At 63.5% G+C, this 26348-nt stretch carries 24 protein-coding genes and 1 pseudogene; 10 read left to right on the forward strand and 15 right to left on the reverse strand.

Features of this window, described 5'->3' with window-relative positions:
• Positions 1–47 precede the first annotated feature (47 nt).
• Positions 48–488, reverse strand: a complete 441-nt coding sequence (locus tag VGE08_RS06345) for a MarR family winged helix-turn-helix transcriptional regulator (protein WP_331067010.1) — start codon at positions 486–488, stop codon at positions 48–50.
• A 179-nt stretch (positions 489–667) separates the two neighbouring features.
• Here VGE08_RS06345 and VGE08_RS06350 point away from each other — a divergent pair, with 179 nt between their 5' ends.
• From VGE08_RS06350 to speE, 6 genes are all read left to right on the forward strand, one after another.
• On the forward strand, positions 668–1300 hold the full coding sequence (locus VGE08_RS06350) for a peroxiredoxin (protein ID WP_331067011.1): 633 nt from the start codon (positions 668–670) through the stop codon (positions 1298–1300).
• Positions 1301–1313: 13 nt separating this feature from the next.
• A complete protein-coding gene (locus VGE08_RS06355; protein ID WP_331067012.1) occupies positions 1314–3131 on the forward strand; it encodes an assimilatory sulfite reductase (NADPH) flavoprotein subunit in 1818 nt (605 codons plus the stop codon).
• Positions 3131–4843 carry an NADPH-dependent assimilatory sulfite reductase hemoprotein subunit gene (locus VGE08_RS06360; protein ID WP_331067013.1) on the forward strand — a complete coding sequence of 571 codons (1713 nt, stop codon included), beginning with the start codon at positions 3131–3133 and terminating at the stop codon, positions 4841–4843. Before VGE08_RS06355 ends, VGE08_RS06360 begins: the two co-directional genes overlap by 1 nt.
• 146 nt (positions 4844–4989) lie before the next feature.
• Positions 4990–5985: a universal stress protein gene (locus VGE08_RS06365; protein ID WP_331067014.1), complete on the forward strand. Its 996-nt coding sequence runs from the start codon at positions 4990–4992 to the stop codon at positions 5983–5985.
• A gap of 86 nt (positions 5986–6071) precedes the next feature.
• On the forward strand, positions 6072–6548 hold the full coding sequence (gene speD, locus VGE08_RS06370) for an adenosylmethionine decarboxylase (RefSeq protein ID WP_331067015.1): 477 nt from the start codon (positions 6072–6074) through the stop codon (positions 6546–6548).
• Positions 6532–7431 (forward strand): polyamine aminopropyltransferase, encoded by a 900-nt coding sequence (gene speE / locus VGE08_RS06375; protein ID WP_331067016.1) that lies wholly within the window; start codon positions 6532–6534, stop codon positions 7429–7431. Before speD ends, speE begins: the two co-directional genes overlap by 17 nt.
• On the opposite strand, the gene VGE08_RS06380 is transcribed toward speE, so the two are convergent.
• The 5 genes from VGE08_RS06380 to VGE08_RS06400 all read right to left on the reverse strand — a co-directional run bounded on the left by VGE08_RS06380 (position 7404) and on the right by VGE08_RS06400 (position 12903).
• The gene (locus VGE08_RS06380; RefSeq protein WP_331067017.1) at positions 7404–8681 is read right to left on the reverse strand and encodes an O-acetylhomoserine aminocarboxypropyltransferase/cysteine synthase family protein; all 1278 of its coding nucleotides are present in this window, start codon (positions 8679–8681) and stop codon (positions 7404–7406) included. The two genes, speE and VGE08_RS06380, sit on opposite strands and share 28 nt — an antisense overlap.
• Before the next feature lie 110 nt (positions 8682–8791).
• A complete protein-coding gene (gene rnk, locus VGE08_RS06385; protein WP_331067018.1) occupies positions 8792–9211 on the reverse strand; it encodes a nucleoside diphosphate kinase regulator in 420 nt (139 codons plus the stop codon).
• Positions 9212–9560: 349 nt separating this feature from the next.
• Positions 9561–10769, reverse strand: a complete 1209-nt coding sequence (gene fabB / locus VGE08_RS06390) for a beta-ketoacyl-ACP synthase I (protein WP_331067019.1) — start codon at positions 10767–10769, stop codon at positions 9561–9563.
• Positions 10769–11359 carry a bifunctional 3-hydroxydecanoyl-ACP dehydratase/trans-2-decenoyl-ACP isomerase gene (fabA, locus tag VGE08_RS06395; RefSeq protein ID WP_331067020.1) on the reverse strand — a complete coding sequence of 197 codons (591 nt, stop codon included), beginning with the start codon at positions 11357–11359 and terminating at the stop codon, positions 10769–10771. The genes fabB and fabA overlap by 1 nt, the downstream gene beginning before the upstream one ends.
• A 56-nt stretch (positions 11360–11415) precedes the next feature.
• Positions 11416–12903 (reverse strand): UbiD family decarboxylase, encoded by a 1488-nt coding sequence (locus VGE08_RS06400; protein WP_331067021.1) that lies wholly within the window; start codon positions 12901–12903, stop codon positions 11416–11418.
• A gap of 80 nt (positions 12904–12983) precedes the next feature.
• On the opposite strand from VGE08_RS06400, the pseudogene ubiT reads away from it, so the two are divergent.
• Positions 12984–13307, forward strand: a pseudogene (gene ubiT / locus VGE08_RS06405) (ubiquinone anaerobic biosynthesis accessory factor UbiT); the annotation flags it as partial.
• A 61-nt stretch (positions 13308–13368) separates the two neighbouring features.
• On the opposite strand, the gene VGE08_RS06410 reads toward ubiT, so the two are convergent.
• Genes VGE08_RS06410 through VGE08_RS06420 form a run of 3 tightly spaced genes read right to left on the reverse strand, consistent with a single transcriptional unit; the run spans position 13369 to position 16110 of the window.
• Positions 13369–14313, reverse strand: coding sequence for a U32 family peptidase (locus tag VGE08_RS06410; protein WP_331067022.1), 945 nt, complete (start codon positions 14311–14313; stop codon positions 13369–13371).
• Between the two features lie 10 nt (positions 14314–14323).
• On the reverse strand, positions 14324–15340 hold the full coding sequence (gene ubiU / locus VGE08_RS06415) for a ubiquinone anaerobic biosynthesis protein UbiU (protein WP_331067023.1): 1017 nt from the start codon (positions 15338–15340) through the stop codon (positions 14324–14326).
• Positions 15341–15384: 44 nt separating this feature from the next.
• The gene (locus tag VGE08_RS06420) at positions 15385–16110 is read right to left on the reverse strand and encodes a Crp/Fnr family transcriptional regulator (protein WP_331067024.1); all 726 of its coding nucleotides are present in this window, start codon (positions 16108–16110) and stop codon (positions 15385–15387) included.
• Positions 16111–16264: 154 nt separating this feature from the next.
• Between VGE08_RS06420 and nadA the strand changes: the two genes are divergently transcribed.
• Genes nadA through VGE08_RS06435 form a run of 3 tightly spaced genes read left to right on the forward strand, consistent with a single transcriptional unit; the run spans position 16265 to position 19260 of the window.
• On the forward strand, positions 16265–17284 hold the full coding sequence (gene nadA / locus VGE08_RS06425) for a quinolinate synthase NadA (RefSeq protein ID WP_331067025.1): 1020 nt from the start codon (positions 16265–16267) through the stop codon (positions 17282–17284).
• Complete coding sequence (locus tag VGE08_RS06430; RefSeq protein WP_331067026.1) at positions 17281–18801, forward strand: L-aspartate oxidase; 1521 nt, start codon at positions 17281–17283, stop codon at positions 18799–18801. Before nadA ends, VGE08_RS06430 begins: the two co-directional genes overlap by 4 nt.
• Before the next feature lie 9 nt (positions 18802–18810).
• Positions 18811–19260: a hypothetical protein gene (locus VGE08_RS06435; protein WP_331067027.1), complete on the forward strand. Its 450-nt coding sequence runs from the start codon at positions 18811–18813 to the stop codon at positions 19258–19260.
• Here VGE08_RS06435 and VGE08_RS06440 read toward each other — a convergent pair.
• From VGE08_RS06440 to VGE08_RS06465, 6 genes are all read right to left on the reverse strand, one after another.
• A complete protein-coding gene (locus tag VGE08_RS06440; protein ID WP_331067028.1) occupies positions 19236–19808 on the reverse strand; it encodes an SCO family protein in 573 nt (190 codons plus the stop codon). The two genes, VGE08_RS06435 and VGE08_RS06440, sit on opposite strands and share 25 nt — an antisense overlap.
• Before the next feature lie 12 nt (positions 19809–19820).
• The gene (locus VGE08_RS06445; protein WP_331067029.1) at positions 19821–20675 is read right to left on the reverse strand and encodes a formylglycine-generating enzyme family protein; all 855 of its coding nucleotides are present in this window, start codon (positions 20673–20675) and stop codon (positions 19821–19823) included.
• 24 nt (positions 20676–20699) lie between these two features.
• Positions 20700–22202 carry a copper-containing nitrite reductase gene (nirK, locus tag VGE08_RS06450; protein WP_331067030.1) on the reverse strand — a complete coding sequence of 501 codons (1503 nt, stop codon included), beginning with the start codon at positions 22200–22202 and terminating at the stop codon, positions 20700–20702.
• A 96-nt stretch (positions 22203–22298) separates the two neighbouring features.
• Positions 22299–22718 (reverse strand): SirB2 family protein, encoded by a 420-nt coding sequence (locus VGE08_RS06455; protein ID WP_331067031.1) that lies wholly within the window; start codon positions 22716–22718, stop codon positions 22299–22301.
• 56 nt (positions 22719–22774) lie between these two features.
• Positions 22775–24010 (reverse strand): NnrS family protein, encoded by a 1236-nt coding sequence (locus tag VGE08_RS06460; protein WP_331067032.1) that lies wholly within the window; start codon positions 24008–24010, stop codon positions 22775–22777.
• Between the two features lie 10 nt (positions 24011–24020).
• Complete coding sequence (locus VGE08_RS06465; protein ID WP_331067033.1) at positions 24021–26297, reverse strand: nitric-oxide reductase large subunit; 2277 nt, start codon at positions 26295–26297, stop codon at positions 24021–24023.
• Positions 26298–26348 lie beyond the last annotated feature (51 nt).

Here is a 26348-nt window from a genome sequence, read left to right on the forward strand (position 1 = left end):
ATCGACAACTCCGATGGCTGAAACATTTCCTGCGCAACGCTGGCCGATCATTTCAGCGCTTCGGCATCCGGCACGAAGAAGCGGCCCTGCAGTTGCAGCAGTTCACGACGATGCAGATCGGCGAGCCGGGCGAGCTTTTGTTCCCCTTTCGCGGTCAGGTACACGTGCACCAGGCGACGGTCTGCCTCGCTCACGCGGCGCTCGACGAGTCCGGCGGCTTCCGATCGAGTCACCAGCCCCACCACGCCGTGGTGCTTGGCTTGCAGGCGCTCGGCCAGCTCGGTGACCGACGCATACTCCCGGCCAGGAAAGCCCTTCACGTGCAGGAGCAGTTGGTACTGCAGCGGTGTAATGCCGTGACGACGCGTCATCTCCTCGCTGTGCCGCAGGTATCGCCGCAGCTCGTAGCGAAAAGCCGCCAGTGTCTCGTACTGACGCTTGCCGATCGTCGCCGTAGCGCCCTTGCCCGTCCCGCTCTTACCAGCCATGCCGTCGCCTCGTAGTCGAATTCAGCAACGGTAACAGTCCACGGGGTGGCGCTCCAGCTCCGGCCCTTCATGCCCGCAGCGCATGGCCTCAAAACCAATCGTTAGGAATATATCACAGTGTGAGGGGTTATGCTTCGGCCAGCTCGGCTCGGGTGGCGGGCCCATAACGGAGAAATCCAATGACTCTACAGATTGGCGACACTGCGCCGGACTTTCAGGCGCATACCACGGTGGGGCGCATTCGCTTCCATGAATGGGTGGGCAAGCACTGGAGCGTGCTGTTTTCGCATCCCAAGGACTTCACGCCGGTGTGCACCACCGAGCTCGGCTACACCGAGAAGCTGCGGCCGGAGTTCGAGAAGCGCGGTGTGCGGGTGATCGGCCTGTCGGTGGATTCCATCGGCGATCACGAGCGCTGGGCGGATGACATCCAGGCGACGCAAGGCGCACGCCCGCTGTTTCCGATCATCGGCGACGCGGATCGCACGGTGGCCAATCTCTACGGCATGTTGCATCCCAAGGCGGACACCACTTTCACGGTGCGCTCGGTCTTCATCATTGATCCCGCCAAGAAAGTGCGCGCCATGATCACGTATCCGGCCAGCACCGGCCGCAATTTCGACGAGATCCTGCGCGTCATCGATTCGCTGCAGCTCACGGACAGGCACAAAGTGGCGACCCCGGTGAACTGGCAGCCCGGCGACGACGTGATCATCGTTCCGTCGCTGTCGAATGACGAGGCCCGCAAGCTGTTCCCGCAGGGCTGGCAGGAGCAGCGGCCGTATCTGCGCGTCACCAAGCAGCCTTCCTGAAGATCGGTCCATCATGAGTGAACCCGCCGTGGCCGGTCCAGCTGCCGAAGCGTTTCCGTTCGAACGAACGCTGGCCGAGGAGGTGCGACGCCTGGTCGGCCGCCTCGATGCCGGGCAGCGCGCGTGGCTGAGTGGTTATCTGCTCGGCTCGATCGGCATGGGCAGCGGCGCCGCCGCTGCCGCGGCACCCAGCGTTGCGCCGACAGCCACGATTGTCTACGGCTCCCAGAGTGGCAATTGCGAGACGTTGGCGAAGCGCCTCGAAGAGGCGCTCGCGGCTGTCGGCGTAACTCACGTCGTGCTCGACATGCTGGATTGCCGGAAGGCGGATCTGGATCGGGCCCGGCATCTGCTCGTGATCGTCAGCACTCATGGCGAAGGCGATCCACCGGATCGCGCTCGTCCGCTTTACGACCTGCTGCACGGTCGCAAGGCGCCGAAGCTGACGGATCTGAAGTATTCCGTGCTCGCGCTCGGCGATTCCAGCTACGAGCAGTTCTGTGAAACCGGACGGCGCTTCGACGCACAGTTGGCGGCCCTCGGCGCCAAGCGGTTGCACGAACGTGTCGAATGCGATGTGGACTTTCAGGACAATGCGACTCGTTGGATCGATGCCGTCGTGGCGCAGATGGTCGCTGCACAGGGCGAGGCTGTTCCTGCAGCTGCTTCGATCGCGACTCACATCCGCCCGAGCGCAACAGTAGCCACGGCCTATACGAGAAAGAATCCCTGGCAGGCGCCCGTGCTTGCCAACATTCGCCTGACCGCACGCGATTCGACCAAGGACGTTCGCCACATCGAATTGTCGTTGGAGGGTGCGGGCATTCACTACGAGGTAGGCGACGCCCTCGGGGTCGTACCCCGCAATCATGAGACGGAAGTGGCCGCGCTCCTCGAACATCTACCGTTCGATGCCGAATCCCCGGTGGAAGTCGGCGGCGCCAGCATGTCCCTGCGAGAGGCGCTCACCGAGCACTGGGACATCGGCCCGGTGAATCGTGCTCTGTTCGAGCGTTATGCCGCGCTCAGCAAGCATCAGGCGTTGTCAGACCTGACGCAGGACAATGCGAAGGCGCAGCTCGAAGCGTTTCTGCGCGGCACGCACCTGATCGACCTGGTTTCCGATCACCCCTTGGAAGGGATTGAAGCCGCGGAGTTCGTGCGGATTCTGCGTCCGCTGGCCCCCCGCCTGTACTCGATTGCCTCCAGTCCGCATGCGACGCCGGATGAGGTCCATCTTACCGTTCGCATTGTGACCTACGAATCCAGAGGCCGAACCCGCGGCGGTGTCGTTTCCACGTTGCTCGCCGGCGCCACGGATGCAAATGCTCGCGTCGCTGTGTATCCGCACCGGAACGCCGCGTTCCGTCTGCCGGCGGACCCGAACGCACCGATCATCATGATCGGTCCCGGCACGGGCGTTGCACCGTTTCGGGCGTTCATTGCCGAACGCGAGGCGCTCGAAGCTCGCGGCAAGAACTGGTTGCTGTTTGGCGACCGGACGCTACGCAGTGATTTCCTGTATCAGACCGAGTGGCTGGACTGGCGCAAGCGCGGTGCCTTGCATCGGCTCGACGTGGCGTTCTCTCGCGAGGGCAACGAGAAAGTGTATGTCCAGCATCGGATACGAGAGCACGGCGCAACCTTCTATGCGTGGTTGCAAGAGGGCGCTCATATCTATGTCTGCGGCGACGCGCAGCAGATGGCGCCGGATGTGGACGCGGCAATACGAGAAGTCGTTCGCACTCACGGCGCCATGAACGACGAACGAGTCGAGGAGCTCATGTTGAATCTACAGCGCGAGCGGCGCTACCAGCGGGACGTGTACTGATGGAGGGGGCGCGCAGGAACGACTTGTCCACGCCGGTCGAGCAATTGCATTCCAACGAGCAGCTGAAACAGCGCAGCCGCTTCCTGAGAGGCACGCTCGAACAGAGCCTGGTAGATCCGGTCACCGGCAGCATTGCGCACGACGATTCGCTGCTGACCAAGTTCTTTGGCGTCTATCAGCAGGACGATCGTGACCTGCGGGAGGAGCGCCGCCAGTCACGCCTCGAACCGCACTACCAGTTCATGGTTCGCGTTCGCCTGCCCGGCGGCGTATGTACTGCTCGACAATGGCTGGCATTGGATGCGCAGGCGCGCGCCACGGCTAATGGCCAGCTCAGGTTGACCACGCGGCAGACATTCCAGTTTCACGGCGTGCTGAAGCACAACCTGCCGAGACACATTCAAGGAATCGTGGCCGCCGGCCTCGACACCATTGCTGCCTGCGGCGATGACAATCGCAATGTCATTTGTACTTCGAATCCGCTGTTCTCACGAGCACATGCCGAGGCCACAGCAACGGCCGGCAGGCTGAGCGCTCGCCTGATGCCGCGCACCGGAGCGTATCGAGAGTTGCTATTGCAGCAGCCTGCGACACAGCCGCCTCCGCCCAACGAGGAGCCGCTGTACGGTTCGACTTACTTGCCCCGCAAGTTCAAGATCGCAATCGCGGTTCCTCCTAGCAACGACGTTGATATCTACGCGCACGATCTCGGGTTCGTCGCCATTGTCGAGAACGGCGACATCGTCGGTTACAACGTACTGGTCGGCGGCGGCATGGGTATGACCCACAAGGTGCCCACGACTTTCCCCAGGCTGAGCACGCTGGCAGGTTTCTGCAGTGCTGCCGACATCGAGCAAGTGGCCGAGCACACGATGTGCATCCAGCGCGACTATGGCGATCGGCTGGACCGCGCGCATGCCCGTTTCAAGTACACCATCGAAGATCGTGGCATCGAATGGTTCAGGGAAGCGTTGGCGCGTCGGCTCGGCAAGCCACTGGAACCGGCCCGTGAGTTCGAATTCTCGAGCAACGGCGACCGCTACGGCTGGCAGCAGGGCGAGGACGGTCGCTGGCATTGCACGCTGTTCATTCGCAACGGACGCATCGCGGACACGCCCGAGGCATCTCTCATGACAGGATTGAGAGAGATCGCAATGCAGGTGCCGTGTACGTTCGCGCTGACGACCAACCAGAACGTGACGATTGCTGGCGTCAGCGACGCGGATCGTCGTCGCGTTGACGAGTTGTTGCATGCGAATGGATTGGCCGGAGCGCTGGCGCCTGCGGTGCTGGAGCACCATGCGATGGCGTGCGTAGCGTTGCCGACTTGCGGTCTGGCGATGGCGGAAAGCGAGCGCTACTTGCCATCGCTGCTGCAGAAGCTCGCAGGCGTCGTGAATGAAGTCGGCTTGCGGGATGTGCCAATTACGATTCGCATGAGCGGTTGTCCCAACGGCTGCTCGAGGCCCTTTCTGGCCGAGATCGCCTTCGTCGGCAAAGGGCCCGGCAAATACAATCTGTATGTGGGTGGCAGTCCGCGAGGCGAGCGCTTGAACTGGCTGTATCGCGAGAATATCGACGAGCAGCAAATTCTCGATTCGCTGCGGCGCCTGTTGCAGGCCTACGCGAACGGCAGGAACGATGCCGAATCGTTTGGCGACTTCCTGGCTCGTACCGGCCTGACTCGCAGCGAAGCGCACGCCGCCGCTTAGAGATTCTCGAAGCCAATCCCACAAGAATTCTAATAGATCGAACCGCCCGCCTCGGGTACAAGACTCGGGGTGGGCTGGCCTGTTGCCGGCCTCGGCGACAGGAGGCAGCCCATCAGAACGGTCCTGGCTGGTGGAGGAACGAACAGATGATGCAAGGCGATTCGGCTCGATCCGACCAGGACCCGGCCGCGGCGGTGCCGGATGCGCAACAGATCGAGGGTCGACGAATCCTCTGTGTCACCGATCTGACGCCGCGCTCGGCGGAAGCGGAGCGCCGGGCCGCGTTGCTCGCCAAGCAGATGAATGCCGCCGTGCTGTTCGTCCATGCCATCGCCAGAGTGCAGGCACAGCGCGCCCGGCGCAAGATGTTCGCTCGCGCGCACATGCAATTGCTATCGCGGGCCGACAAGACCAAGGTGCATACCCAGCAGGGGGCCCGGGTGTCGGTGCGTCATGGCACGCCAATCCAAGCCATCATCGAGGCGGCCGGCGAGTGGCAGCCGGATTTGATCGTGATGGCGCGGCCGCGCCGGCACACGGTGGATCTGGTTCTTGGCACTACCGCGGAGCGAGTGATTCGCGCGACGCATTGCCCGGTGCTGGTGGTGAGCGGCAAAGCCGATCGCAGCTATCGAAGCTTGTTGCTGGCGACGGATATGTCCGACGTCTCGGTGCACGTGGCGAGAGCCGCGATGTCGATGGGTTTGCTCGAGCAAGCCTATACCTGGATCGTGCATGCGTTTCAGCCGTCCTATCACGGGCTGCTGGGCGGCTGTCGAGGGGAGGAGACGCCGCACCGACAGCAGTGGAAGAGCGCGCTGAGCAGCCAACTGCTGCAGAAAATGTCCGCTGAGGGCGTCGATCTGACGACGGTGAACGTGGTGGTCGAGCAGGCGCGTCCGCTCGATGCGATTCAGAAATGTCTGCAGGGTACGCAGCCCGAGTTGCTGGTCATCGGTACCAGCCGCTGGTTCATGCTCAAGCGTATGTTGTTTGGCAGCGTGGCAGACCAGTTGCTCCGGCGCGCGGATTGCGACGTGCTGGCGATCTCGCCGCCAGTGCGAGTGGCCAGAGAGCGCGTCGGGTCGGTCAGGCCTGCGGCGGCTGCCATGGCAATGACCGGCCGATCTGCTTCGGCTTGATTCAACTACAGCTTGGGTCGCTCATCGAGCGATACGGGAGGGTAAGACGAAAAATGACCGGATCGTGTGCTGAGAGAGCCGCGCGGATGCGCGCGGGCTCGGTGCTGGAGCTCAACCTGCTGCGGCAGGAAACTGCGGCCACTACGGCCCGGGCTGCCTCGGCAGAAGCAGTGAACAACAGCACTTGGATCACCGAACGCGCGGGGGTGCGCTGTGCGGGGGCCCACATGATCATCGATCTGTACGGTGCGAGCCGTTTGGATGAGATCGCTTTGATCGAGCAGACACTGCGCCGCTGCGTGGCAGCCGCGGGCGCGACGTTGCTGCACATACATTTGCATCACTTCGAACCGAATGGGGGCGTCAGTGGCGTGGCGGTGCTGGCCGAGAGCCACATTTCCATTCACTCGTGGCCGGAACGGAACTATGCGGCGCTGGATATCTTCATGTGCGGCAAGGCGCGGCCGGAGCGCTGTATCGAAGTTCTGCTGGAAACATTCACGCCGAAGCGGGCGGAAATCCAGGAATTGTTACGAGGACGGCTCAATGATCAAGTGGGCTGACGAGCAGATCGCACGCGGTATTCGATTGTCGTACGGCGTGAACCGCGTGCTGTCCCAGGCGAGCACGCCTCACCAGGAGCTGACGTTGATCGAGAACGATCAGTTCGGCCGCGTGCTGTTGCTCGACGGTGTTACCCAGGTCGCTACGGCCGACGAGTTCATCTATCACGAGATGCTCGCGCACGTACCATTGTTTGCTCATGGCGAGGCGCGCGATGTGCTGATCATCGGCGGCGGCGATTGCGGCCTGGCCGAGGAAGTACTGAGGCACGAGGGTGTGCGGCGAGTGTTTCAGGTGGAGCTGGACGCCGCAGTCGTGGACGCGGCGCGCCGCCACCTCGGTGCCATCAATGCTCCAGTATTCTCGGACCAGCGCTTTCATCTCAAGATCGACGACGGCGTTCGCTTCGTCGACGGTCTGGACGAGCGCTTCGATGTGGTGCTGGTCGATTCGACCGATCCGATCGGTCCGGGCGCGCGGCTCTTCAGCGCGGAGTTCTACAGGGCCATCCAGCGTTGTCTGCGACCCCGCGGCGTTCTGGCGGTGCAGGCGGGCATGCCATTCCTGCAGCGTACCGGGTTTGCGACGACCGTGGCGAATCTGTCGTCGGTCTTCCAGCGCAGCGGTTGCTACTTGCTGGCGTCCCCGAGCTACGTTGGCGGGCATCTTTCGCTGGGCTGGGGTAGCGACAGCCTGCGCATCGACAGCGTCGCGCTCGATGTGCTGGAGGGACGAATCGCACGCAGCGGTTTGAACCTACGTTACTACAGCGCCGCGATTCATAGGGCGGCATTCGTCCTGCCGCCCTATATTGCCCAGTTGCTGCCCAGCCGATCTGTTGACCAGTCGACTCCTCAGGCGCCGGCGACTGCCAGTGCCTGATCCAGGTCGGCCAGGATGTCCTCGATATCTTCGATGCCCACCGACAGGCGGATCGCCTCCGGCGCGACGCCGACCTTGCGCTGTTCCTCTTCGCTCAGCTGGCGATGCGTGGTGGAGGCGGGATGGCAGGCCAGCGACTTGGCGTCGCCGATGTTGACCAGGCGCTTGAACAGTTTGAGCGCGTCGTAGAACTTCACGCCGGCTGCGAATCCACCCTTCACGCCGAAGGTGAGGATGCCCGCGGCACGGCCCTTCATATATTTCTGGGCCAGGGCGTGATGCGGATGATCCTTCAGGCCCGCGTAGCGAACCCATTGGATGGCTTTGTGAGATTGCAGATGCTCGGCGACGCGTTGGGCATTCTCGCAATGACGCTGCATACGCAGCGGTAGCGTCTCCATGCCCTGCAACAGCTGGAACGCGTTGAACGGCGACAGCGCCGATCCCGTGTTACGCAGCGGCACCGTGCGCGCACGGCCTATGTAGGCGGCGGGCCCCAGTGCATCGACGTATACGACGCCGTGATAGGAAGGTTCCGGCTCGCTGAACATCGGATACCGGTCCTTGTGCTGACCCCAGGGAAACTGGCCAGAGTCGACGATCAGGCCGCCCAGCGTGGTGCCATGACCGCCAATGTACTTGGTGGCCGAGTGCACGACGATGTCGGCGCCGTGCTCGAACGGCTTGAGCAGCACCGGCGTCGCGACAGTGTTGTCGACGATGGTGGCGACACCATGACTGTGGGCCATCTGCGTCACTGCTGCGACGTCGACAATGTTTCCTGCCGGATTGCCGATGGTTTCGAAAAAGACCGCGCGCGTCTTCTTGTCGATCAGCTTTTCCAGGTCCTTGGCGGTGTCGCCTTCGGCGAAACGCACCTCGATGCCCAGCTTCGGCAGCATGTGCGCGAACAGGGTGTAGGTGCCGCCATACAGTTGCGGCGTGGTTACAATGTTGTCACCGGCCTGCGCCAGGTTCAGGATGGCGTAGTTGATCGCGGCGCTGCCCGCCGAGACGGCCAGCGCGCCCACGCCGCCTTCCAGCATCGCGATGCGCTTTTCCAGCACGTCGCAAGTCGGGTTCATGATGCGAGTGTAGATGTTGCCGGGCACCGCCAGATTGAACAGGTCGGCGCCGTGCTGGGCGTTATCGAATTCGAAGGCGACGTTCTGATAGATGGGCACCGCGACGGCGTGCGACGTGGGCTCGGTTTCATAGCCGCCATGGATGGCGATCGTCTGGTCTTTCATGAGTTCCTCTGGAAGCAGGCGCGGTGCGGAGGCACGCGGTGGACTTGCGGTTTTATCAGACCCGCTATTGGGAATCGACCCCCCATCTTCCACCGCGCGCGGCGGTGTTGTCACGCCGCCGGGGCAGGATCCGGCATGTCGGCGCCGTATACGGCCATGACCGTGAGCGTTCGCGGCTCGCCCACCGGGCGCGGCCAGGTGATGGATTGCCCGGGGCTCATGCCCAACAGGGCGGCGCCGACCGGCGAAAGAACGGAGATGCGATCGCGGGTGACATCGGCTTCCAGCGGCCAGACCACGCGCACGGTTCGATAGCGGCCGTTCACTCCGTCGCGATAGGAGACCAGGGAGCCGACTCGCACCACGTGCGCGGCACATTCGTCATCCGGCACGATTTCGGCGCGGCTCAGTTCCTGCGATAGAAAGTCCAGCACCGGTGCCGGCGCGCGCTCGGCGGCTTCCATCAACGCATTGAGCCGGCGGTAGTCGCCGGCCGGGATCAGGATGGGCGGCAGATCGGCCGTTTGCATGAGCTCCACCATATTGAATGTTCCACAGGATTGAACCAAAGCCAGCGCTCGACGTGACTACGCGCGAACGGGCATCGGCGATGAACGAAACTCGGAGTCGAACGAAAATCGGAGTCGAATCGAAACGAACGGTGATCGGCTGGCGATCGTAGCTGTGCCCGGCGGTCGCCCCGGGTACAGCGCGTGGGAATGCGCTACACCCGGGGCGACGTGCCCTGGATCAAACGCTCGCCACGCAGCTCGTGGGAGGACGGGAAGTACAAGAAGACGATCATGAGCCCAGGATAGGTTTTTGCCGCCCGGAGTCAAGGGGCGGCACGGCGCAGCGCGGGCTCAACCGCTGCTCGGATCAGATGCGCTGGAACACCAGGCTGGCGTTGGTACCGCCGAATCCAAAGCTGTTGGACATGACGGTGTTCGCGCGCAGCGGCTTGGATTCCCGCAGGATGGGGTAGGGCTCGCACGCCGGGTCGAGCCGCTCGATGTTCGCGGAGCCCGCCAGGAAGCCATCCCGCATCATCAGCAGGCAATAAATCGCCTCCTGGACGCCGGCGGCGCCGAGCGAATGTCCGGAAAGCGACTTGGTGGACGAAATGGCCGGCATGTCGTCGCCGAACACGTTGCGCACCGCCTCCAGCTCCAGCACGTCGCCGACCGGCGTCGAGGTGCCATGAGTGTTGACGTACTCAACGGGGACAGAAACGTTGGCAAGGGCTTGCTGCATGCAACGCACGGCGCCTTCACCTGAAGGTTGAACCATGTCGTGGCCATCGGCGGTGACGCCATAGCCCACCAGCTCGGCATAAATCTTCGCGCCTCGCGCCTGCGCATGTTCCAGCGATTCGAGCACGACCATGCCGCCGCCGCTGGCGATCACGAAGCCGTCGCGGTGCTCATCGTAAGCGCGCGATGCATGCTCGGGATCGTCGTTGCGCGCCGCTGAAAGAGCGCCCATGGCGTCGAACAAGGCCGTGAGCGACCAGTGTTCTTCTTCGCCGCCACCACAGAACATGATGTCCTGCAGGCCCCAGCGAATCTGCTCGGCCCCGGCGCCGATGCAGTGAGCGCTGGTCGCGCAGGCCGATGTAATCGAGTAGCTAACGCCTTTGATTCGGAACGTCGTCGCAAGACAGGCCGCCACGGTGCTGCACATCGTGCGCGGCACGCGGGTCGCGCCGATTTTTCGTACGCCACGCTGCCGCAACGTGTCTGCCGCTTCGACCAGGTTTGCAGGCGATCCGCCGCCGGTGCCCGCAATGAGACCGGTTCGGACATTGCTGACTTCGGCTTCGCTCAAACCGCTATCGGCGATCGCGTTGGTCAGCGACACGGCGGCGAAGGCCGCGGCGTCGCCCATGAAGCGCCGCGCACGCCGGTCCACCAGCGCATCCAGATCGATCTGCGGAATGCCGGCGACGTGGCTGCGCAGACCGAGCTGCGCATACTCCGGCATGAAGCGGATGCCCGATTTACCCTCGGCGAGCGAACGGCTCACCGTGTCGAGATCATTACCCAGGCACGACACGATGCCGATGCCGGTGACGACGACCCGGCGCATCAAGAAAGCCCGGTCCGGGCCGCATCAGACGTACCCGCGCGCATGACTCCGTCCTTGAACAGTCCGACGCGCAAGCCCTGCGCGGTATATATCTTTTCGCCGTCGCAGCTGAGCGAGCCATCGCCCGTGATCATGACCAGCTGGCGCGCGATGACACGTTTGATGTCGATTTGATAAGTGACCCGGCGGGCGGTCGGCAGCACCTGCCCGACGAATCGCACCTGGTCCACGCCGAGCGCCCGGCCGAGGCCGCGATGGCCGTCCCAGGCGAGATAGAAGCCGATGAGCTGCCACATCGCGTCGAGCCCGAGGCATCCCGGCATGACCGGATCGCCACGGAAGTGACATTCGAAAAACCACAGCGAGGGATCGATGTCCAGCTCGGCGCGTACTTCGCCCTGTCCGAATGCACCACCCTCTTGCGAGATGTGCGTGATGCGATCGACCATGCGCATCGGACCGACCGGCAGCCGCGGCGTGTTCGGCCCGAACAGATCGCCCTCGCCGCAGGCGAGCAGCTCCTCTCGAGTGAACGAGGACTGACGGAAGGGTGGGGCGATGCCGTGGCGTTCGAGAGTTTGGCGCTGCATGGGACGATTAGAGCTTGGCCGAGACGGCGACGTCTTGACCTGGGTCAACGCAAGCGCTAGCCGTGATTGCGCGACGGAGAGTCCATCTGCAGCAATTTCCACAAGTCATCGGCCCGCCGCGTCACTTCGGGACTCATGACCAACGGCCGTCCCCAGCGCCGCCGCGTCTCCGCCGGCCACTTGTTGGTGGCATCGATGCCGAGCTTGGAGCCCAGCCCGGCGATCGGGCTGGCAAAATCCAAATAGTCGATGGGCGTACGCCGAACCATATGCGAGTCGCGCGCCGGATCGACGCGGGTGGCGATGGCCCAGATCACCTCCTGCCAGTTGCGCACGTCGATGTCGTCGTCGGTCACGATCACGAACTTGATATAGAGGAACTGACGCAAGTAGGACCAGACGGCTTGCATGACCTGCCGGCCGTGTCCGGCATAGGCCTTGCGGATACTCACCACGGCCAGCCGATACGAGCAGGCCTCCGGCGGCAGATAGAAATCCACGATCTCCGGATAGCTGCGCTGGAGCATGGGCACGAACATTTCGTTCAGCGACATCGCGAGCACCGACGGCTCGTCCAACGGCGCGCGCCCCATGTAGCCGCCGTGATAGAACGCCATTCGCCGCAACGTCATGCGCTCGATGGTCAGCACCGGAAACTGCGCTTGATCGTTGTAGTAGCCGGTGTGATCGCCGAACGGACCTTCCATCGCCATGTCGCCGGGCGCTATGTGGCCTTCCATGACGATCTCCGCCGTGGCCGGCGCGTCGAGCCCGACACTGGTGCGAAAAACTTCGCTGCGGCTGTTGCGTAGCAATCCGGCGAACTGGAACTCGGATACGCTGTCCGGAATCGGCGCGGTCGCGGCGATCAGCAGCGCGGGATCCGCGCCGATGGCGACGACGATAGGAAACGGTTTGTTGGGATGCGTCTGTTGCCAGTCCCGGAAATCCAGGGCGCCGCCGCGATGCGTGAGCCAACGCATGATCACGCGGTTGCGGCCAATGACTTGCTGCCGGTAGAGCGCGACGTTCTGCCGGGGCTTGCGCGTGCCGCGAGTGATCACCAGCCCCCAGGTGATGAGGGGACCTGCGTCCTCGGGCCAACAGGTCCAGATGGGCAGACGCGCCAGGTCCACATCCGCGCCCGACAACACAGTGCCTCGACAGTCCAGGCCGTCGACCACGCGCGGTGTCGCCTTGAGCAGCGGCAGGAACGAGGGCAATTTCTCCAGCAGCATGCCCGGACGCTCGGGCCACTGCGGCTCTCGCAAGAAGCTGAGCACTTCGCCCAGCTCGCGCAGCTGGCGCACATCGTCGTAGCCGAGCGCGGCGGCGACTCGCGATGTCGTGCCGAACAGATTGCCGAGCACCGGCATTTCATGACCCTGCGGCCGCTCGAACCATAGTGCCGGGCCGTTCGCTTTCAAGCTCCGCTGGCACAGCTCCGTCATCTCCAGGCGCGGATCGACGGCGAACGGCACTCGTTTGAGCTCGCCGCGCCGTTCCAGAGAAGCGAGAAAGTCGCGCAGACTAGGATAAGTCATTGCGCGATCCGTTTGACTTGGATCAAAAGACCTCGCTGCCCGGCGTGGCACAAAGCGGCTTTCGCTCGTCGGAGATCCAAATGCTGCATCCTTCGCGGCTCGCCCGAGGCGTTCTGCGAGTCGTTCCTCCGCGATTGACGACACACGTCGTCACCACGGTCGTGAATCATTTGTTGCGAGGCCAGCCGATCGCCGAGCGTCTCGGCGAGCTGTCGGGGCGAAGTTTTCGCATGGACATCGACGATGTGCCGGTCGGCCTGACGTTCGAGATCGGCAGCTCCGGCCTGCGTGCTTCGAGCGTCGAGCCGCATGTCACGATGCGGGGTGCGCTCACGGACTTCGTGGCTCTGGCGCTGCGCCGGGAGGATCCGGACACACTGTTCTTCCAGCGCCGCCTGGTGGTGGAGGGCGAAACGGAAACCGGTCTTCATCTCAAGAATCTGCTGGATGGCTGGGAGTACGATCTCAGCGGGCACGTGAAAGCGACGCTGCCGGGGCCGCTGGCCGCACTGGCGCTGGATGCGGCATCCGCTGCTCGTTCTCTACGATCTCTAACCCAGCTGCGCCGTCCAGGTAGCCATCGCAGTAGCCGCCGGGAAGGAAAGACGCAGGGAGCGTAACGTCGTCGTTGCCGTCGAGCGCCGCGCGGAACGCATTCACGACGGCGGCGAAGTCGCGGGATTGCGGCGACAGTCTCAGCACGTCGACACCTGCATTGCGCAGCTTTCTAACGTGAGGCAGCAGGTTCTGCGTCGCGGCCGATTGGGTCTGGATGCCGTTCAAAGCCAGGAAAGGCTGTCCATCGCGCGAGTAGACGGTGCTGCCGTCGGGGTGTGCGGCACAAACAAACTGACAATCGTCCTTGGCCCGGCGCTGCGCACGCGCCGTGAAGCACCGCGCCGAGAAGGCGAGGGGCAACCGGCCGTAAGAAAACATTTCGACTTCGAGCTTCGGCGGCCGCAGCTCCGCGAGCGCCGCGACGATCGCAAGCGGCAGCTCGACCGGCGCGACCCATCGCCTCGCACCGTGCCGAGCGATCAGTCTCAGCGTCGCTTCGTTGTAGACATTCAAGTGCGGTCCGGCCACGAAGGGCCGGCCATCGAGGCATTCGATGCAGGCATAGTCGTTCGCTTCGACCAGCACGTCCGTGTTCTGCGCAATGCGAGCCAGCGAAGCGAGCTCCGATTCGGCTTCGATCAATGCCAGCGTCGAGATCACCACCTCCTTGCCGGCGGAGCGCAGCATCTCGGTGACGGCCAGCCAATCTTCTTTGCGCATGAAGCGCCGCTTGCTGCACACGACTTCGCCGAGATACACGATGTCCACCGGCGCATCGCACAGGGACTCGTAGAAGCTCAGCACCGTGCTGCGTTCCCAGAGATACAGGATGGGGCCCACGGACAATTTCATGATGTCGCTCTCATTGCCAGGTACGGTGATAGGCACCGAGGGTGTGCGTGCGGCCTTCCGCCAGGTGATCGAGCGCATCGTTCACGATTGCCGGCGCTGCGCCCGCTCCTTGGAGACATTGATCGAGGGCTCGCCGCATCAGCTTGGTCACTTGCGCGACGTAGGCCGGCGAACGTTGCCGTCCTTCTATCTTCACCCCGCGAATGCCCGCCGCGATGAGTCGTGGCAGGACGTCCAGCGCGTTCAGCGCGGTAGGTTCTTCCAGTGCGTGGAAGACTTCGTCATCGACACGGAAGCGGCCTTTGCACAGGGTCGGATAGCCGGCCGCCTCGCCGGGCGCATAACGATCGATGAGCACGCCGTTCAAACGGGACTGACGTCCTTCCGGTGTTTCTTCCCAGCGCACGGCATGGGCCGGCGAGCAGACGCCTTGCATGTTCGGCGAATGACCGGTGGCATAAGAAGAGAGCGCACAGCGTCCTTCGACCATCACGCACAGGCTGCCGAAGCCGAACACCTCGATCTCGACCGTGGTACGGCTGATCAAACGTTCGACCTGAGTGGCGGACAGCACACGCGGCAGCACCGCTCGCTGTATGCCGAACTCGCGCCGGTAGAACTCGATGGCGCGCCAGTTGGTGGCCGAGCCTTGCACGCTCAGATGCAGTCGCAAGTCGGGGTGGCGTTGGCGCGCGTACTCCATCAAGCCTGGGTCGGCCAGGATCAATGCATCCGCGCCCAGTGCAGCGGCGGCGTCGACAGCGGCCGTCGCGGCCGGCCATGACTTCGCCATGGGATAGACATTCAAAGCGATGAACACACGAGCGCCAGCACGGTGCGCATGCTCGATGCCGGTGGCGGCTTCATCGATGCTGAAGTTCAGGCCGGGGAAATTGCGTGCGTTGGTATCCCCGCGAAAACCGATGTAGACGGCATCCGCGCCATGATCGACCGCGGCGCGAAGTGCGGGCAGAGTGCCGGCCGGGCAGACCAGCTCGACACGCGGGATGGATTCGGATTGAGGCATCCCCGCACGTTACAGCGCGGGTCGGATTGGTCCTTTGACTCAGGTCAAGTCAAGTCTGCCGAGGGTTTGGAGCCCAGGGCAAGCAGCGTGACCAGGTTGCCTTTTATATGTATGACACGTTCCCGGTGCAGGCGCTGGATCTGGCGGCTGATGGTTTCGAGGCGGGCATCGAGCAGATTGGCGAGCTCCTGCCGGCTCAAGCCGAGCGAGAACTGATGACCGTCCAGGCCACGCTGGGTCAAGCGCTGCGCCAGATCGAGCAGGAAAGTGGTGACTCGTTGCCGCACTGGCCCACGTGCCGCGGGGACGCGCGGCTTGGCCGCGAGACTGAGCAGCCGCAACAGTGCGGCGCTGAGCTGACGAACACGAATACTCTGCTCGCCGAGCATCGGTAGCGGCAGCTCGCAGCATACGACGCGACCGAGCGCGATCGCGTCGCAGGAATAGGTTCCCGCGCCGAAGCCTTCGAGGCCGAGCACTTCACCCGGCGTGTGGATGTCCAACACTGCTTCATCGCCTTCAGCGGTGACGCGCACGGTTTTGACCATTCCTTGTCGAACCGCATAGATGCTATTCGCGGGCGTACCGGCACGGAACAGCGAGGCACCAGGCTCCACGCTGCGTAGCGCTCCGGTGGACTGTCTTGTCGCGCCGGTCTCGAGGGCGATCAGCCCGCACAGCCGGCAAACTTCGTTCAGATCACAGGAGCGACACGCGATCGGTCCGGTAGTCGCGCCCTCCATCGCGAGCCGTCGTTTGGAATTGGTCATGGCTTTGCTTCTTTGATATCCGTCAAGAATATAGGAGCTTTATACACAGCGCCGCGTCGGGCCGACCTTGACCTGGGTCAAGTGCGGCGTGCATCGGGAGACTTACACTCGATCGGGTTATTCGCCTGACCGCTTGTCGGAAGAGTGTCCCTCGATGCCCGCCACGTCGCTGAAACCACCCGCTCCTGATTATGGAATGGCGGAGCACGCGCACCGCTATAGCCGTGTGGCACGGCTGATGCCGCTCGCCGAATGGGACGCGCATTACGAACTGGTCGCCGCGATCGAGACGCTCAAGCGCCAGCGCAACGCGGTCGTGCTGGCTCATAACTATCAGCGGCCGGAAATATTCCATGGCGTGGCGGATGTGCAGGGCGACTCGTTGGCGCTGGCCCGCTGGGCAGCGCGCTCTGACGCGGATGTGATTGTAATGTGCGGCGTTCACTTCATGGCCGAAACCGCCAAGCTGCTCGCGCCCGACCGGATCGTCTTGCTTCCTCATGCGCAGGCAGGGTGCTCGCTGGCCGATTCGATCACTGCCCAGGATGTGCAGGCGCTGCGGGCTTGTCACCCTGGGGTTCCCGTGGTTTGTTACGTGAATACCAGTGCCGCCGTGAAAGCGGCGAGCGACGTTTGCTGTACCTCGGCCAACGCCGTGCAGGTGGTCGAGAGCCTCGGCTCGCCCGAGGTGATATTCGTGCCTGACGAGTATCTGGCTGCCCACGTGGCGGAGCGCACCAGCGTGCGCATCATCCCGTGGCGGGGACGATGCGAAGTCCATGAACGCTTCACGGGCGACGAGGTGCGTGATTACCAACGCGCCACCAAGGCGTTTGTATTGGCGCATCCCGAGTGCCCTCAGGACGTGCAACAAGCTGCCGATTATGTCGGTTCCACCTCGGGCATGATCGACGCTTTGCAACGGCACCGGCCGGCGCGCGCCGTGCTCATCACCGAGTGCTCGATGGCGGACAACGTCTGCAGCGCGTTCCCCGAAACAGAGTTTGTTCGTCCCTGCAACCTGTGCCCCCACATGCAGCGCATCACGCTGCGGAACATCCATGATTGCCTGGAGAATCTGACGCCGCAGATCGATGTGCCGCATGCGGTCGCCGTCGACGCACGCCGGAGCGTGCAACGCATGCTCGATCTGGATCCGACACGGCGCTCATGAGTGACGTCGACACAGACGTGTTGATCATAGGTGCCGGCATGGCCGGCCTGGTCACCGCGCTGAATGCGAGCGAGCGGCGGGTTTGCGTGCTCGCGCCGGCGGCCTTCGAGGGCGCTGAGACGGCAAGCGATCTTGCTCAAGGCGGAATTGCCGCCGCCCTGGGGGAGGAGGATTCTCCGGCGCTGCATTTGACCGATACGCTGCGGGCAGGCTCGCATCACAATCTCAGTGCTGCCGCATGGTATGTGTGCCGGGAAGCACCTGCAGCCGTGCACTATCTCGCCGCGCTCGGCGTCCCCTTCAGCCAGGAAGCGGGTGAGTGGTCGCTGCACAAGGAAGCGGCCCATTCTCGGGCGCGCGTGCTGCACGTGGGCGGCGATGCCACCGGAGCGGCGATCATGAATATCCTGCGGGAACGGGTCGTCGCAGCGCCTCACATCGAGGTGCTGTCAGATGCACGGGCGATTGCCTTGCTGCGAGATCCGATCGGTGTTTGCGGCGTGGCCGCCGTGACCGCAAAGGCTCAGCCCCTGGTCGTTCGCGCGCGAGATGTGGTCATCGCAACCGGCGGCATAGGCGGACTCTACAGCCGCAGCACGAATCCGCCCGAGGCGTGCGGCGATGGTCCGGCGATGGCCCTCAGCGCGGGCGCCCGGTGCGATGATCTCGAGTTCGTACAATTCCATCCGACGGCGCTCGACGTGGACGCGGCGCCGCTGCCTCTGATGACCGAGGCGCTACGCGGCGCCGGTGCACAACTGATCGATGACCTCGGCGACCGCTTCGTGAGCAAGGTGCATCCTCTGGGGGAGCTGGCGCCGCGCGATGTCGTGGCGCGTGCCATCTTTGATGCACAAGCCAGGGGACGGCGTGTCTGGCTCGATGCCACGCGACTTCCCGGGATGAAAGTTTCCGATGCGTTTCGCTCGGTGTATCGAATTTGCCGTGCATATGGAATCGATGCGGATCGCGCGCCCATTCCGGTGACACCTGCCACTCACTATCATATGGGAGGTATCGCCGTGGACCTGGACGGCCGCACGACCTTGCCCAGGCTGTGGGCGGTAGGAGAGGCTGCATGTACCGGGCTGCACGGAGCCAACCGGCTGGCGAGCAATTCGTTGCTCGAGGCGGTGGTGCTGGGCCGGCGTTTGGGGCAGGCTCTGAATATCGAGTTGCCCGAGGCCCAGCATCGAGAGGTGCAGCCGGTGGGCATCGGTTGGGATACGACAGCGGATTGGGCCGCTCCGCGCGAGCTACGTGAAATCATGTGGCGGCGCATGGGCCTGGTCCGCAACGCCAGGGGCATTGCCGAAGGACTTTCGCTGGTCACTCGCTTGCGCGAACAGACGCCGCTCACTGCTACGTTGCGACGGTCGAGGCTGCTGCTGGCGGAGCAAATGATGCTCGCTGCCGCCCGACGGCTCACGAGTTGCGGCGCGCACTATCGAAGCGACAGCTCGGACGCCGCAGACCTGGTGCCGCATTCCAGCGCATCGAGGGAGTACCAGTCCTGACGTGGACGCATGAGCTATCCGGTTCTTCTGACGTTGCATCTATTTGGTGCGCTGATTTTCATCGGCACCGTGTTCTTCGAAGTGTTGATGCTCGAGGCGGTCCGCAAGGACGTCGACCGGGCGGCCATGCGGGCGGTCGAGCAGGCGATTGGCCGGCGTGCCCGTCGCATCATGCCCTGGGTGCTGATGGTGATCTACGGTGCCGGTATCGGCATGGCCTGGCACTATCGGGCGGTGCTGGCCGATCCGTGGCAGAGCACGTTCGGCACGTTGCTGGCGCTCAAGATAGTGCTGGCGATCAGTGTGCTCGGCCATTTCGCCACGGCCATGACGTGGATGCTACGCGGGCGAATGAGCTTGCGCCGTTCGCGTTTCATCCACATCAGCGTGTTCGTTCACATGATCGGCATCGTGCTGCTGGCCAAGGGCATGTTTCATTGGGCCGCGGTCTTCGGCTGAGCCCCGCCAGAGACGCGCTTCAGCGCCGCCAGCATTTCCGGATCGGCCCGCCCCAGCATCGAGCTTTGATACTCGATTTCGCCGTCCGCGGTGAGCAGGGTCACGATGCTCGAATGATTGAATTGGCCGTCCGGCAATTCACGATATTGAATGCCCAGCACGGCGGCAGTCTTGCGGACGCTCGCTGCATCGGTTCGCGCCAGCGTCCAACGCGCCGGGTCGAGCTTGCGGCTCGTGCCCAGCGCCTGCAGGCTCTCTACCGTGTCGTGTTCCGGATCGATGGAGATCAATAGAAAACGCAGCTGCTCGCGCTCGGCCGGCGCAGCGGCTCGTTCGATGGCGCGCATCGTGTCGATCAGCAGCGGGCACGCCATGGGGCAGCGGGCATAGAACATGGTGACGAGCACGGGATGGCCACGATGCACATCCAGGTGGTGCTCGACACCGGCCTGGTTGGTCAGGTCGGCGTTGAGGTGATAGATGGATTCGGGCGCGTCCGCGCGCACCGCCGCAGCAACCATCAGCAAAGCAAACAACAGACGTTTCATGATCGTCTCCGCTTATTTCGAAGCACAGCGCAGGCCCATGGTCGCGCTGGTGTAGCTGGCCTTCATGCTGGAGAGCATGGCGATGCGCATCAGCGTCGCGTAGTTCTCCTTTTGTTCCATCGTGAGCGCGCCTTCGCCGCAGAAGCGCATCAGGTCCGGATCGCTCTGCTCCCGGTTGTCCGAGGAGACCAGCATGCTGCCGGCGTCATCGACCCATTCCCAGATCACACCATGCAGGTCCTGCACGCCGTAGACATTGGCGGGCGTGCCGCCGACCACCGGTAACGGTCCGCGGCCGGAGCGGGAATACCAGCTCAGGATCTGCTGGCGCCATGCCGGATCGTTGCGGGCATCGCGCTGAGTGCTGCTGGCGGCGGCCACATATTCCCATTCGTGCCATGTCGGCAGGCGGCCACCTTGGGATTCGCAATAGGCGCTGGCGGCGAACCAGCTGACATGCACGACGGGGCGTTGCAGATTCTCTTCGCCCGGTTCCAGGGCGGATTGCCAGTGGCTGAGGTATTGCTGGTCGGCGAACACTCGCGCGACTTTGTCTCTGCGCCACTCGGGATGCTGGCGCAGGAACGCGGCGAATCGAGCATTCGTGACCGGGGTGCGATCGAGACGAAAGCTCTCGATACGCACCTGCTTCACGTCCTTGGCCGGCGGCAGCACCGATTCGAAGCTGCCGCCGGGAATTGTCACCATGCTCGCTGCCGGGCTCTTTGCGGTCTTGGTCGGCTCGCTCGCCGCTGCCACAGGGCTGGTCAGCGAAGCGAGCAACAAGCCCAGCGCCGCCAGCCCGGCTGGCAATCGTCCAAGCCGTCCGTGGCTGCGAGGATGAAGATCTGTGTCGATCTCGAGCATGGCTTGCTCCTTGTCGTTCGTCCGTCAGTGCGCGGCGCCTTCGCTACGCTTGGTGGAGGCACGAACCTTGGCCACATCGCTGGCGGAGACCACACCGTCACTGTTGCCCCAGCTGTTGAGCGCATAGGTGAGGATGTTGGCGATCTCGTCGTCGTTGAGCTGGCTCATCGGCGGCATCACCGAGTTGTATTGCACGCCGTTCACGGTCACCGGTCCGCTCAAGCCGTTGAGCACCACGCCGATGGCGCGATTCCGGTCGCTCAACAGATAGTCGGACTCGGCGAGCGGCGGGAACACGTTCGGCAGGCCTGCGCCGTTGTCCTGGTGGCAGACGGAGCAGGTGCCCTTGAACAACACCTCGCCGGCCTGCATCTGCTGCGCCTTGGTCAGAGTTCCTGCGGCGCTGGCCTCCGATGCCGCGGCGACCGGCGCCAGGCTGGCCACTTTGTCGCCGATGTACATTTCATCGACCTGCTTGCCCGAATAGAGCTCGGGCCGCTGCTCGCCAGTGACTTCGAGGATGGCGAGCGCGCCCTTGTTGAAGGCGCGGAAGATGGAGTGATCGACCAGCACGTAGTTGCCCGGCACTTCGGTATGGAACTCGACCGTTGCCGCGCCGCCCGCCGGGATCAGCGTGGTCTGCACGTTCTCCTGGAAGCGGGTGCCGCCTTCGTACTGCACCTTGTCGAAGATCTCGCCGATCACGTGGAAGCTCGACACCAGGTTCGGGCCGCCGTTGCCGACATACATGCGGATCTTCTGGTTGGTCTCGGCCTTGAGGGCCTTCGGACCGGTGAGCGCCGTCTCCGAGCCGTTGAACAGCACGTAGGTGGCGTTCTCGTCGATGGCCTTCTGCATGTCGAAGGGCTGGTGGCCTTTTTCACGATACTTGCCGACGGTGTAGAAGTCGCCCTGCATCACGTAGAACTCGTGATCCACCGGCGGCAGCCCTTCGGGCGGCTCGACCAGGATCAGACCATACATGCCGTTGGCGACGTGCATGCCCACCGGCGCGGTGGCGCAGTGATAGACATACAAGCCCTGGTTGAGCGCCTTGAATGTGAACTGCGTGCGATGTCCGGGTGCGGTGAAGCTCGAGGCCGCGCCGCCGCCGGGACCGGTTACGCCGTGCAGGTCGATGTTGTGAGGCATCTTGCTGGACGGATGATTCTTCAGATGGAACTCCACGGTGTCGCCCTGGCGCACGCGAATGAAGCTGCCGGGCACCGTGCCGCCGAAGGTCCAGAACGTATAGGTCACGCCGTCGGCAATCGGCATGTCGACTTCAGTGACTTCCAGCTCGACGATGACTTTGGCCGGATGGTTGCGATTGGTCGCCGGCGGCACGTTCGGCGGGCTGGTGAGCACCGCCTCGATGGGCTCGCCTTGCGGCGGACCGAAGTCGCCTTTGCGGGAGCCACCGGTATCGGACGCTTCGACGGAAGCGGCTGGATTGGGAACACCGCTGGAGCAGGCGCCGAGTAGCAGCGCAGCTGAGCAGACCAGCGGTAGCATCGGGCGTTTCATGACAGTCCTCACTTCTTGATCCTGTTGACTCTTCAATATGAGCTTAGGATCGAGGACTGCCGTTCTTACCTGATCTAGGTCACCTCGCGTGCATGCCTACGTTGATGTACTCAACAGCTGCGGGATGGCCGCAAACACACCGGCGGGGTGATGGTAGCGGGCCACGCTGATTATGAAAACATACACGAGCAGCGCGGCCAGCCAGCACAGCACGCGAGTCTTTCTTGTCGAGCCGCGCTTCAATGCAAAGGAGCCGAGCCCGATATAAACGACCAGCAGCAGCACCTTGACGGTCAGCCAGGAGTGCACGAAGGGATACTGATGCAGCACGGTGGCGAGCATCAGCGCCGCGGTCAGCAGCGTCGTGTCGATCGCATAACTCAAATAACGAAGCGGCGCGGCCATGACCCATGTCATGCCGGCATGCAGCGCGGCGCCACGCAGCAGAAACAATGAGCCGCTGGCGATGACAGCGGCGACGTGCACCATTTTGATCTGCGGATAAAACTCGATCATGCCTGCAGTCGTTCCCCGATGATCCTGCGATCATCCCTCGTTCAGCCCGGCCTCGTTCAGCCCGGGTTGCCGTCGATGCGCGGCGTCAGATAGATCCAGCTGGATCGTAACACCCAGGGCAGGAACGCGACGATCCAGCCGGCGGCGGCAATCGCTTGCGCACCGAGCGAATCGGGCACGAGCTCGGCGACGATGCGTGTGACCGCGACCAGCTGGATGACGATGAAGGCGAACGCGGCGACCTTGCCAAGCACCAGCGGCCGCCCCGAATGACCTTGAGTGACACGCGTGACCATCGCGACCAGCAGGCTGCCGAAGAAACCTATGAACAGCGCATGCGCCGGCGCGCGGCCCAAGATGAATGCGCTGCTCACCGCGAATTCCAGGCTCTGGATGGTGTAGAGCACGAACGCGATGGGCAGCCACGCGAAGCCCACGAACAGCACGCGAAGCAGCGGCGGCATCTGCCTGCGCCGCGGCCACCAGCGCCACAGCAGCCAGCCCATCATCGCCGCCATCGGCACGTCGGCCAGCCACAGCCAGGCATAGCCGTGGCGCAGCTCCAGCCACAAATGGATCAGTGTCAGTGCCCAGAACGCCCCGAGCATCCACATCGGCCGCACCGGCTGATAGCCGCGCAGAGCCGCACCGGCGAAGAACGGAATCATGCGATGACAGACCGTGAAATAGATGGGCAGCAGCACCGCGAATGTGCCCAGCTTGATCGCCGCGAACACCGCACGCGGCTCGTCCAGGAATAGAAACGTCGAATACAACAGCAGGCCCAGCACCCCGAAGCTGAGCGCGAAGGCGCAACTCACTGCGTGCCAGGTGCGACCGCCTTCCTGATAAACCAGTCGCACCAGCCATACGGTGCCGGTGAGCCAGCCGGCGGTGGTGAGCACCGCACCGATCTTGAGCAGGATCTCTGCATCGCCAAAACCCGCCAGTGCCGCAAGGGTGACGAGTTGTCCGCCGAACATGCCGATGCCGACCGGCACGTAGTGTTCACGCCGCAGCTCCGGCAAAGCCATCCAGCGCGGAAATACCGTCAACAGAAAACCGAACATGAACGCCGGCAGGACCTGGTACTGCATGACGATGGCATGCAACCAGCCTGCCGGCACCGGGGGTTGCGCGCTGGTTCCTCCGAGCCAGCGCGCGGCAATCAGCCACCAAGCCCACCAGACCATTGCCAGCAACACGTTGGTTGCGCCGATCAGGAACATCATGCGGTGTGGGGCGGCCGCGATGATGCGCAGGGTGCTGGCGGGCAAGGTGACTGAGTTCATGAGCTAGACCTCAACGCTTGGCGACTTGCGCCCCTTCCGGCACCTCCAGCTTGGCCTGCTTGGGAGCAATCCACAGCCGGATCACGAACCAGGCCAGGGACAACGCGCCGACGCTCAAGATCGTGTCGCCGGGGACGCGCATCCACACGAGCAACTGGATCAGCGGGCTCTGCATCAACTGCTCCGAGCGCGCGTACCAGTAACCATGGTCGATGGCCGCGGTGAGCTGGATGATGCCGATGGGCAACAGGGTCAGCAGCGCCATGCCGGCCAGTCCGATGTTGAAGGCCCAGAAGCTGGTCTTCAGCAAACGCTCGTTCCACACCACGTTGGGCTTGATGCCACGCAGGCAGAACAGCATCAGGCCGACACCCAGCAAGCCATACACGCCGAACAGCGCGGTGTGGCCGTGCAACGGAGTGAGGTTCAAGCCCTGCATGTAGTAGAGCGGCAGCGGCGGATTGATCAGGAAGCCGAACAGTCCGGCGCCCACCAGGTTCCAGAACGCCACCGCGGTGAAGAACAGGATCGGCCAGCGATAACGCTGCATCCACGGTGTCGCGGAGCCGAGCTTGTAAGTCTGGTACGCCTCGAAGCCGACGAAGGCCAGCGGCACCACTTCCAGCGCGGAGAAGCTTGCACCGAGCGCGATCACCGCGGTCGGCGTTCCCGTGAAGTACAGGTGATGCAACGTGCCGAGCACGCCGCCGCTCATGAACACGATGGTCGCGAACAGAACCGCCACCGTCGCGGTGCTCGTGCGCAGCAGTCCCAAGCGGGTGAAGAGGAACGCGATCACGGCGGTCGCGAACACTTCGAAGAAGCCTTCCACCCACAAGTGTACCACCCACCAGCGCCAGTACTCGACCATCGACAGGTGTGTGTGTTCGCCCCACATCAGGCCGGCGCCGTAGAACAGGCCGATGCAGACGGTGGAGAGGAACAGCAGCATGGTGATGGACTTTGATTCACCGCCTTTGCGGATCGCAGGCCACAGCGCACGACCGACCAGCAGCAGCCACACGCCCAGGCCGACGAACAGGAAGATCTGCCAGAAGCGGCCCAGGTCCACGTACTCCCAACCCTGGTGACCGAACCAGAAGTTCTTGTCGAGCCCGAGTTTCTGCATGACCGCCAGCCACTGTCCGGCGAACGCGCCGACCACGATGACAAGCAAGCAGGTGAACAGGAAGTTCACGCCGAACCGTTGATATTTCGGTTCGTGTCCGGAGATCGCCGGCCCGATATACAAGCCCATGCCCAGCCAGGCGGTCGCGATCCACAGCACCGCCAGCTGCGTGTGCCAGGTGCGGCTCAGCGAGTAGGGCAGGTAGTTGGCGAGAGCAAAGCCGTAAGCTTCCTGACCTTCGACCTGGTAGTGCGCGGTGATCGCGCCGAGCAGAATCTGTGTCAGGAACAGCGCTACCACCAGCCAGAAATATTTCGCGGTGGCCTTCATCGACGGCGTGACGCGAATCAGCGCCAGCGGATCGGTCGCCGGCAATTCCGCCGGCGGTTCGTCCTTGTGACGGGCGTGATACCAGCCGAGCAGCCCGATGCCGGCGATCAGGAACAGAACGCTGAAGACTGTCCACATGAAGAGGTGCCCCGGCGGCTCGTTGCCGACCAGCTCATCGTGCGGCCAGTTGTTGGTATAGGTGATCTCCTTGTCGGGCCGCTGCGTGACCGCGGACCACGCGGACCACCAGAAGAACGCGTTCAAAGCGGCGCGATTCTCGGCGGTCAACACGGTGTTGTCCTTCATCGCATAGGCTTTGCGCAGCTCCAGTGTCTGCGGATCGTTGCTGAACAGCGAGTCGTAATGAGCGGCGACCTGCGCCATCGCGAGCGCGCGGTCTTCCGGGATCTTCACGGTCTCGCTGGCGGGATCGTAAGTATTCTTGCGAATGCGGGGACGCAGGCGTGCGTCGAACGCCGCTTGCGCATCCTCGGACAGTTCCGAATAGGGCCGGGAGGTTTCGCGCCGCACGTCGATTTCACGCCAGGCGACAGCCTCGCGATGCAGCCAATCGGCCGTCCAGTCCGGTGCCACATAACTGCCATGGCCCCAGATCGAGCCCAACTGGTGGCCGCCCATGGATTGCCAGACCTGCCGGCCTTTCTGGATATCGGCGCGCGTGTACACGGTCGTGCCGTTTTCGGTGACTACCGCCGAGGGGATCGGTGGCATCACACGGTGGATTTCGCCGCCTACCCACAGCAGTACGGCAAAAGAAAGCAACAGCAGGACGCCCAGTCCTGCCCATAACCTGCGACTCGCGTTCATGAACCTCTCTCCGCTGATTGGTGAGAGGATCATCCGAGCCGGCCGGCGGGG

Source organism: Steroidobacter sp. (assembly GCF_036406195.1).
In the GTDB taxonomy this organism is placed as follows: Bacteria; Pseudomonadota; Gammaproteobacteria; order Steroidobacterales; family Steroidobacteraceae; genus Steroidobacter.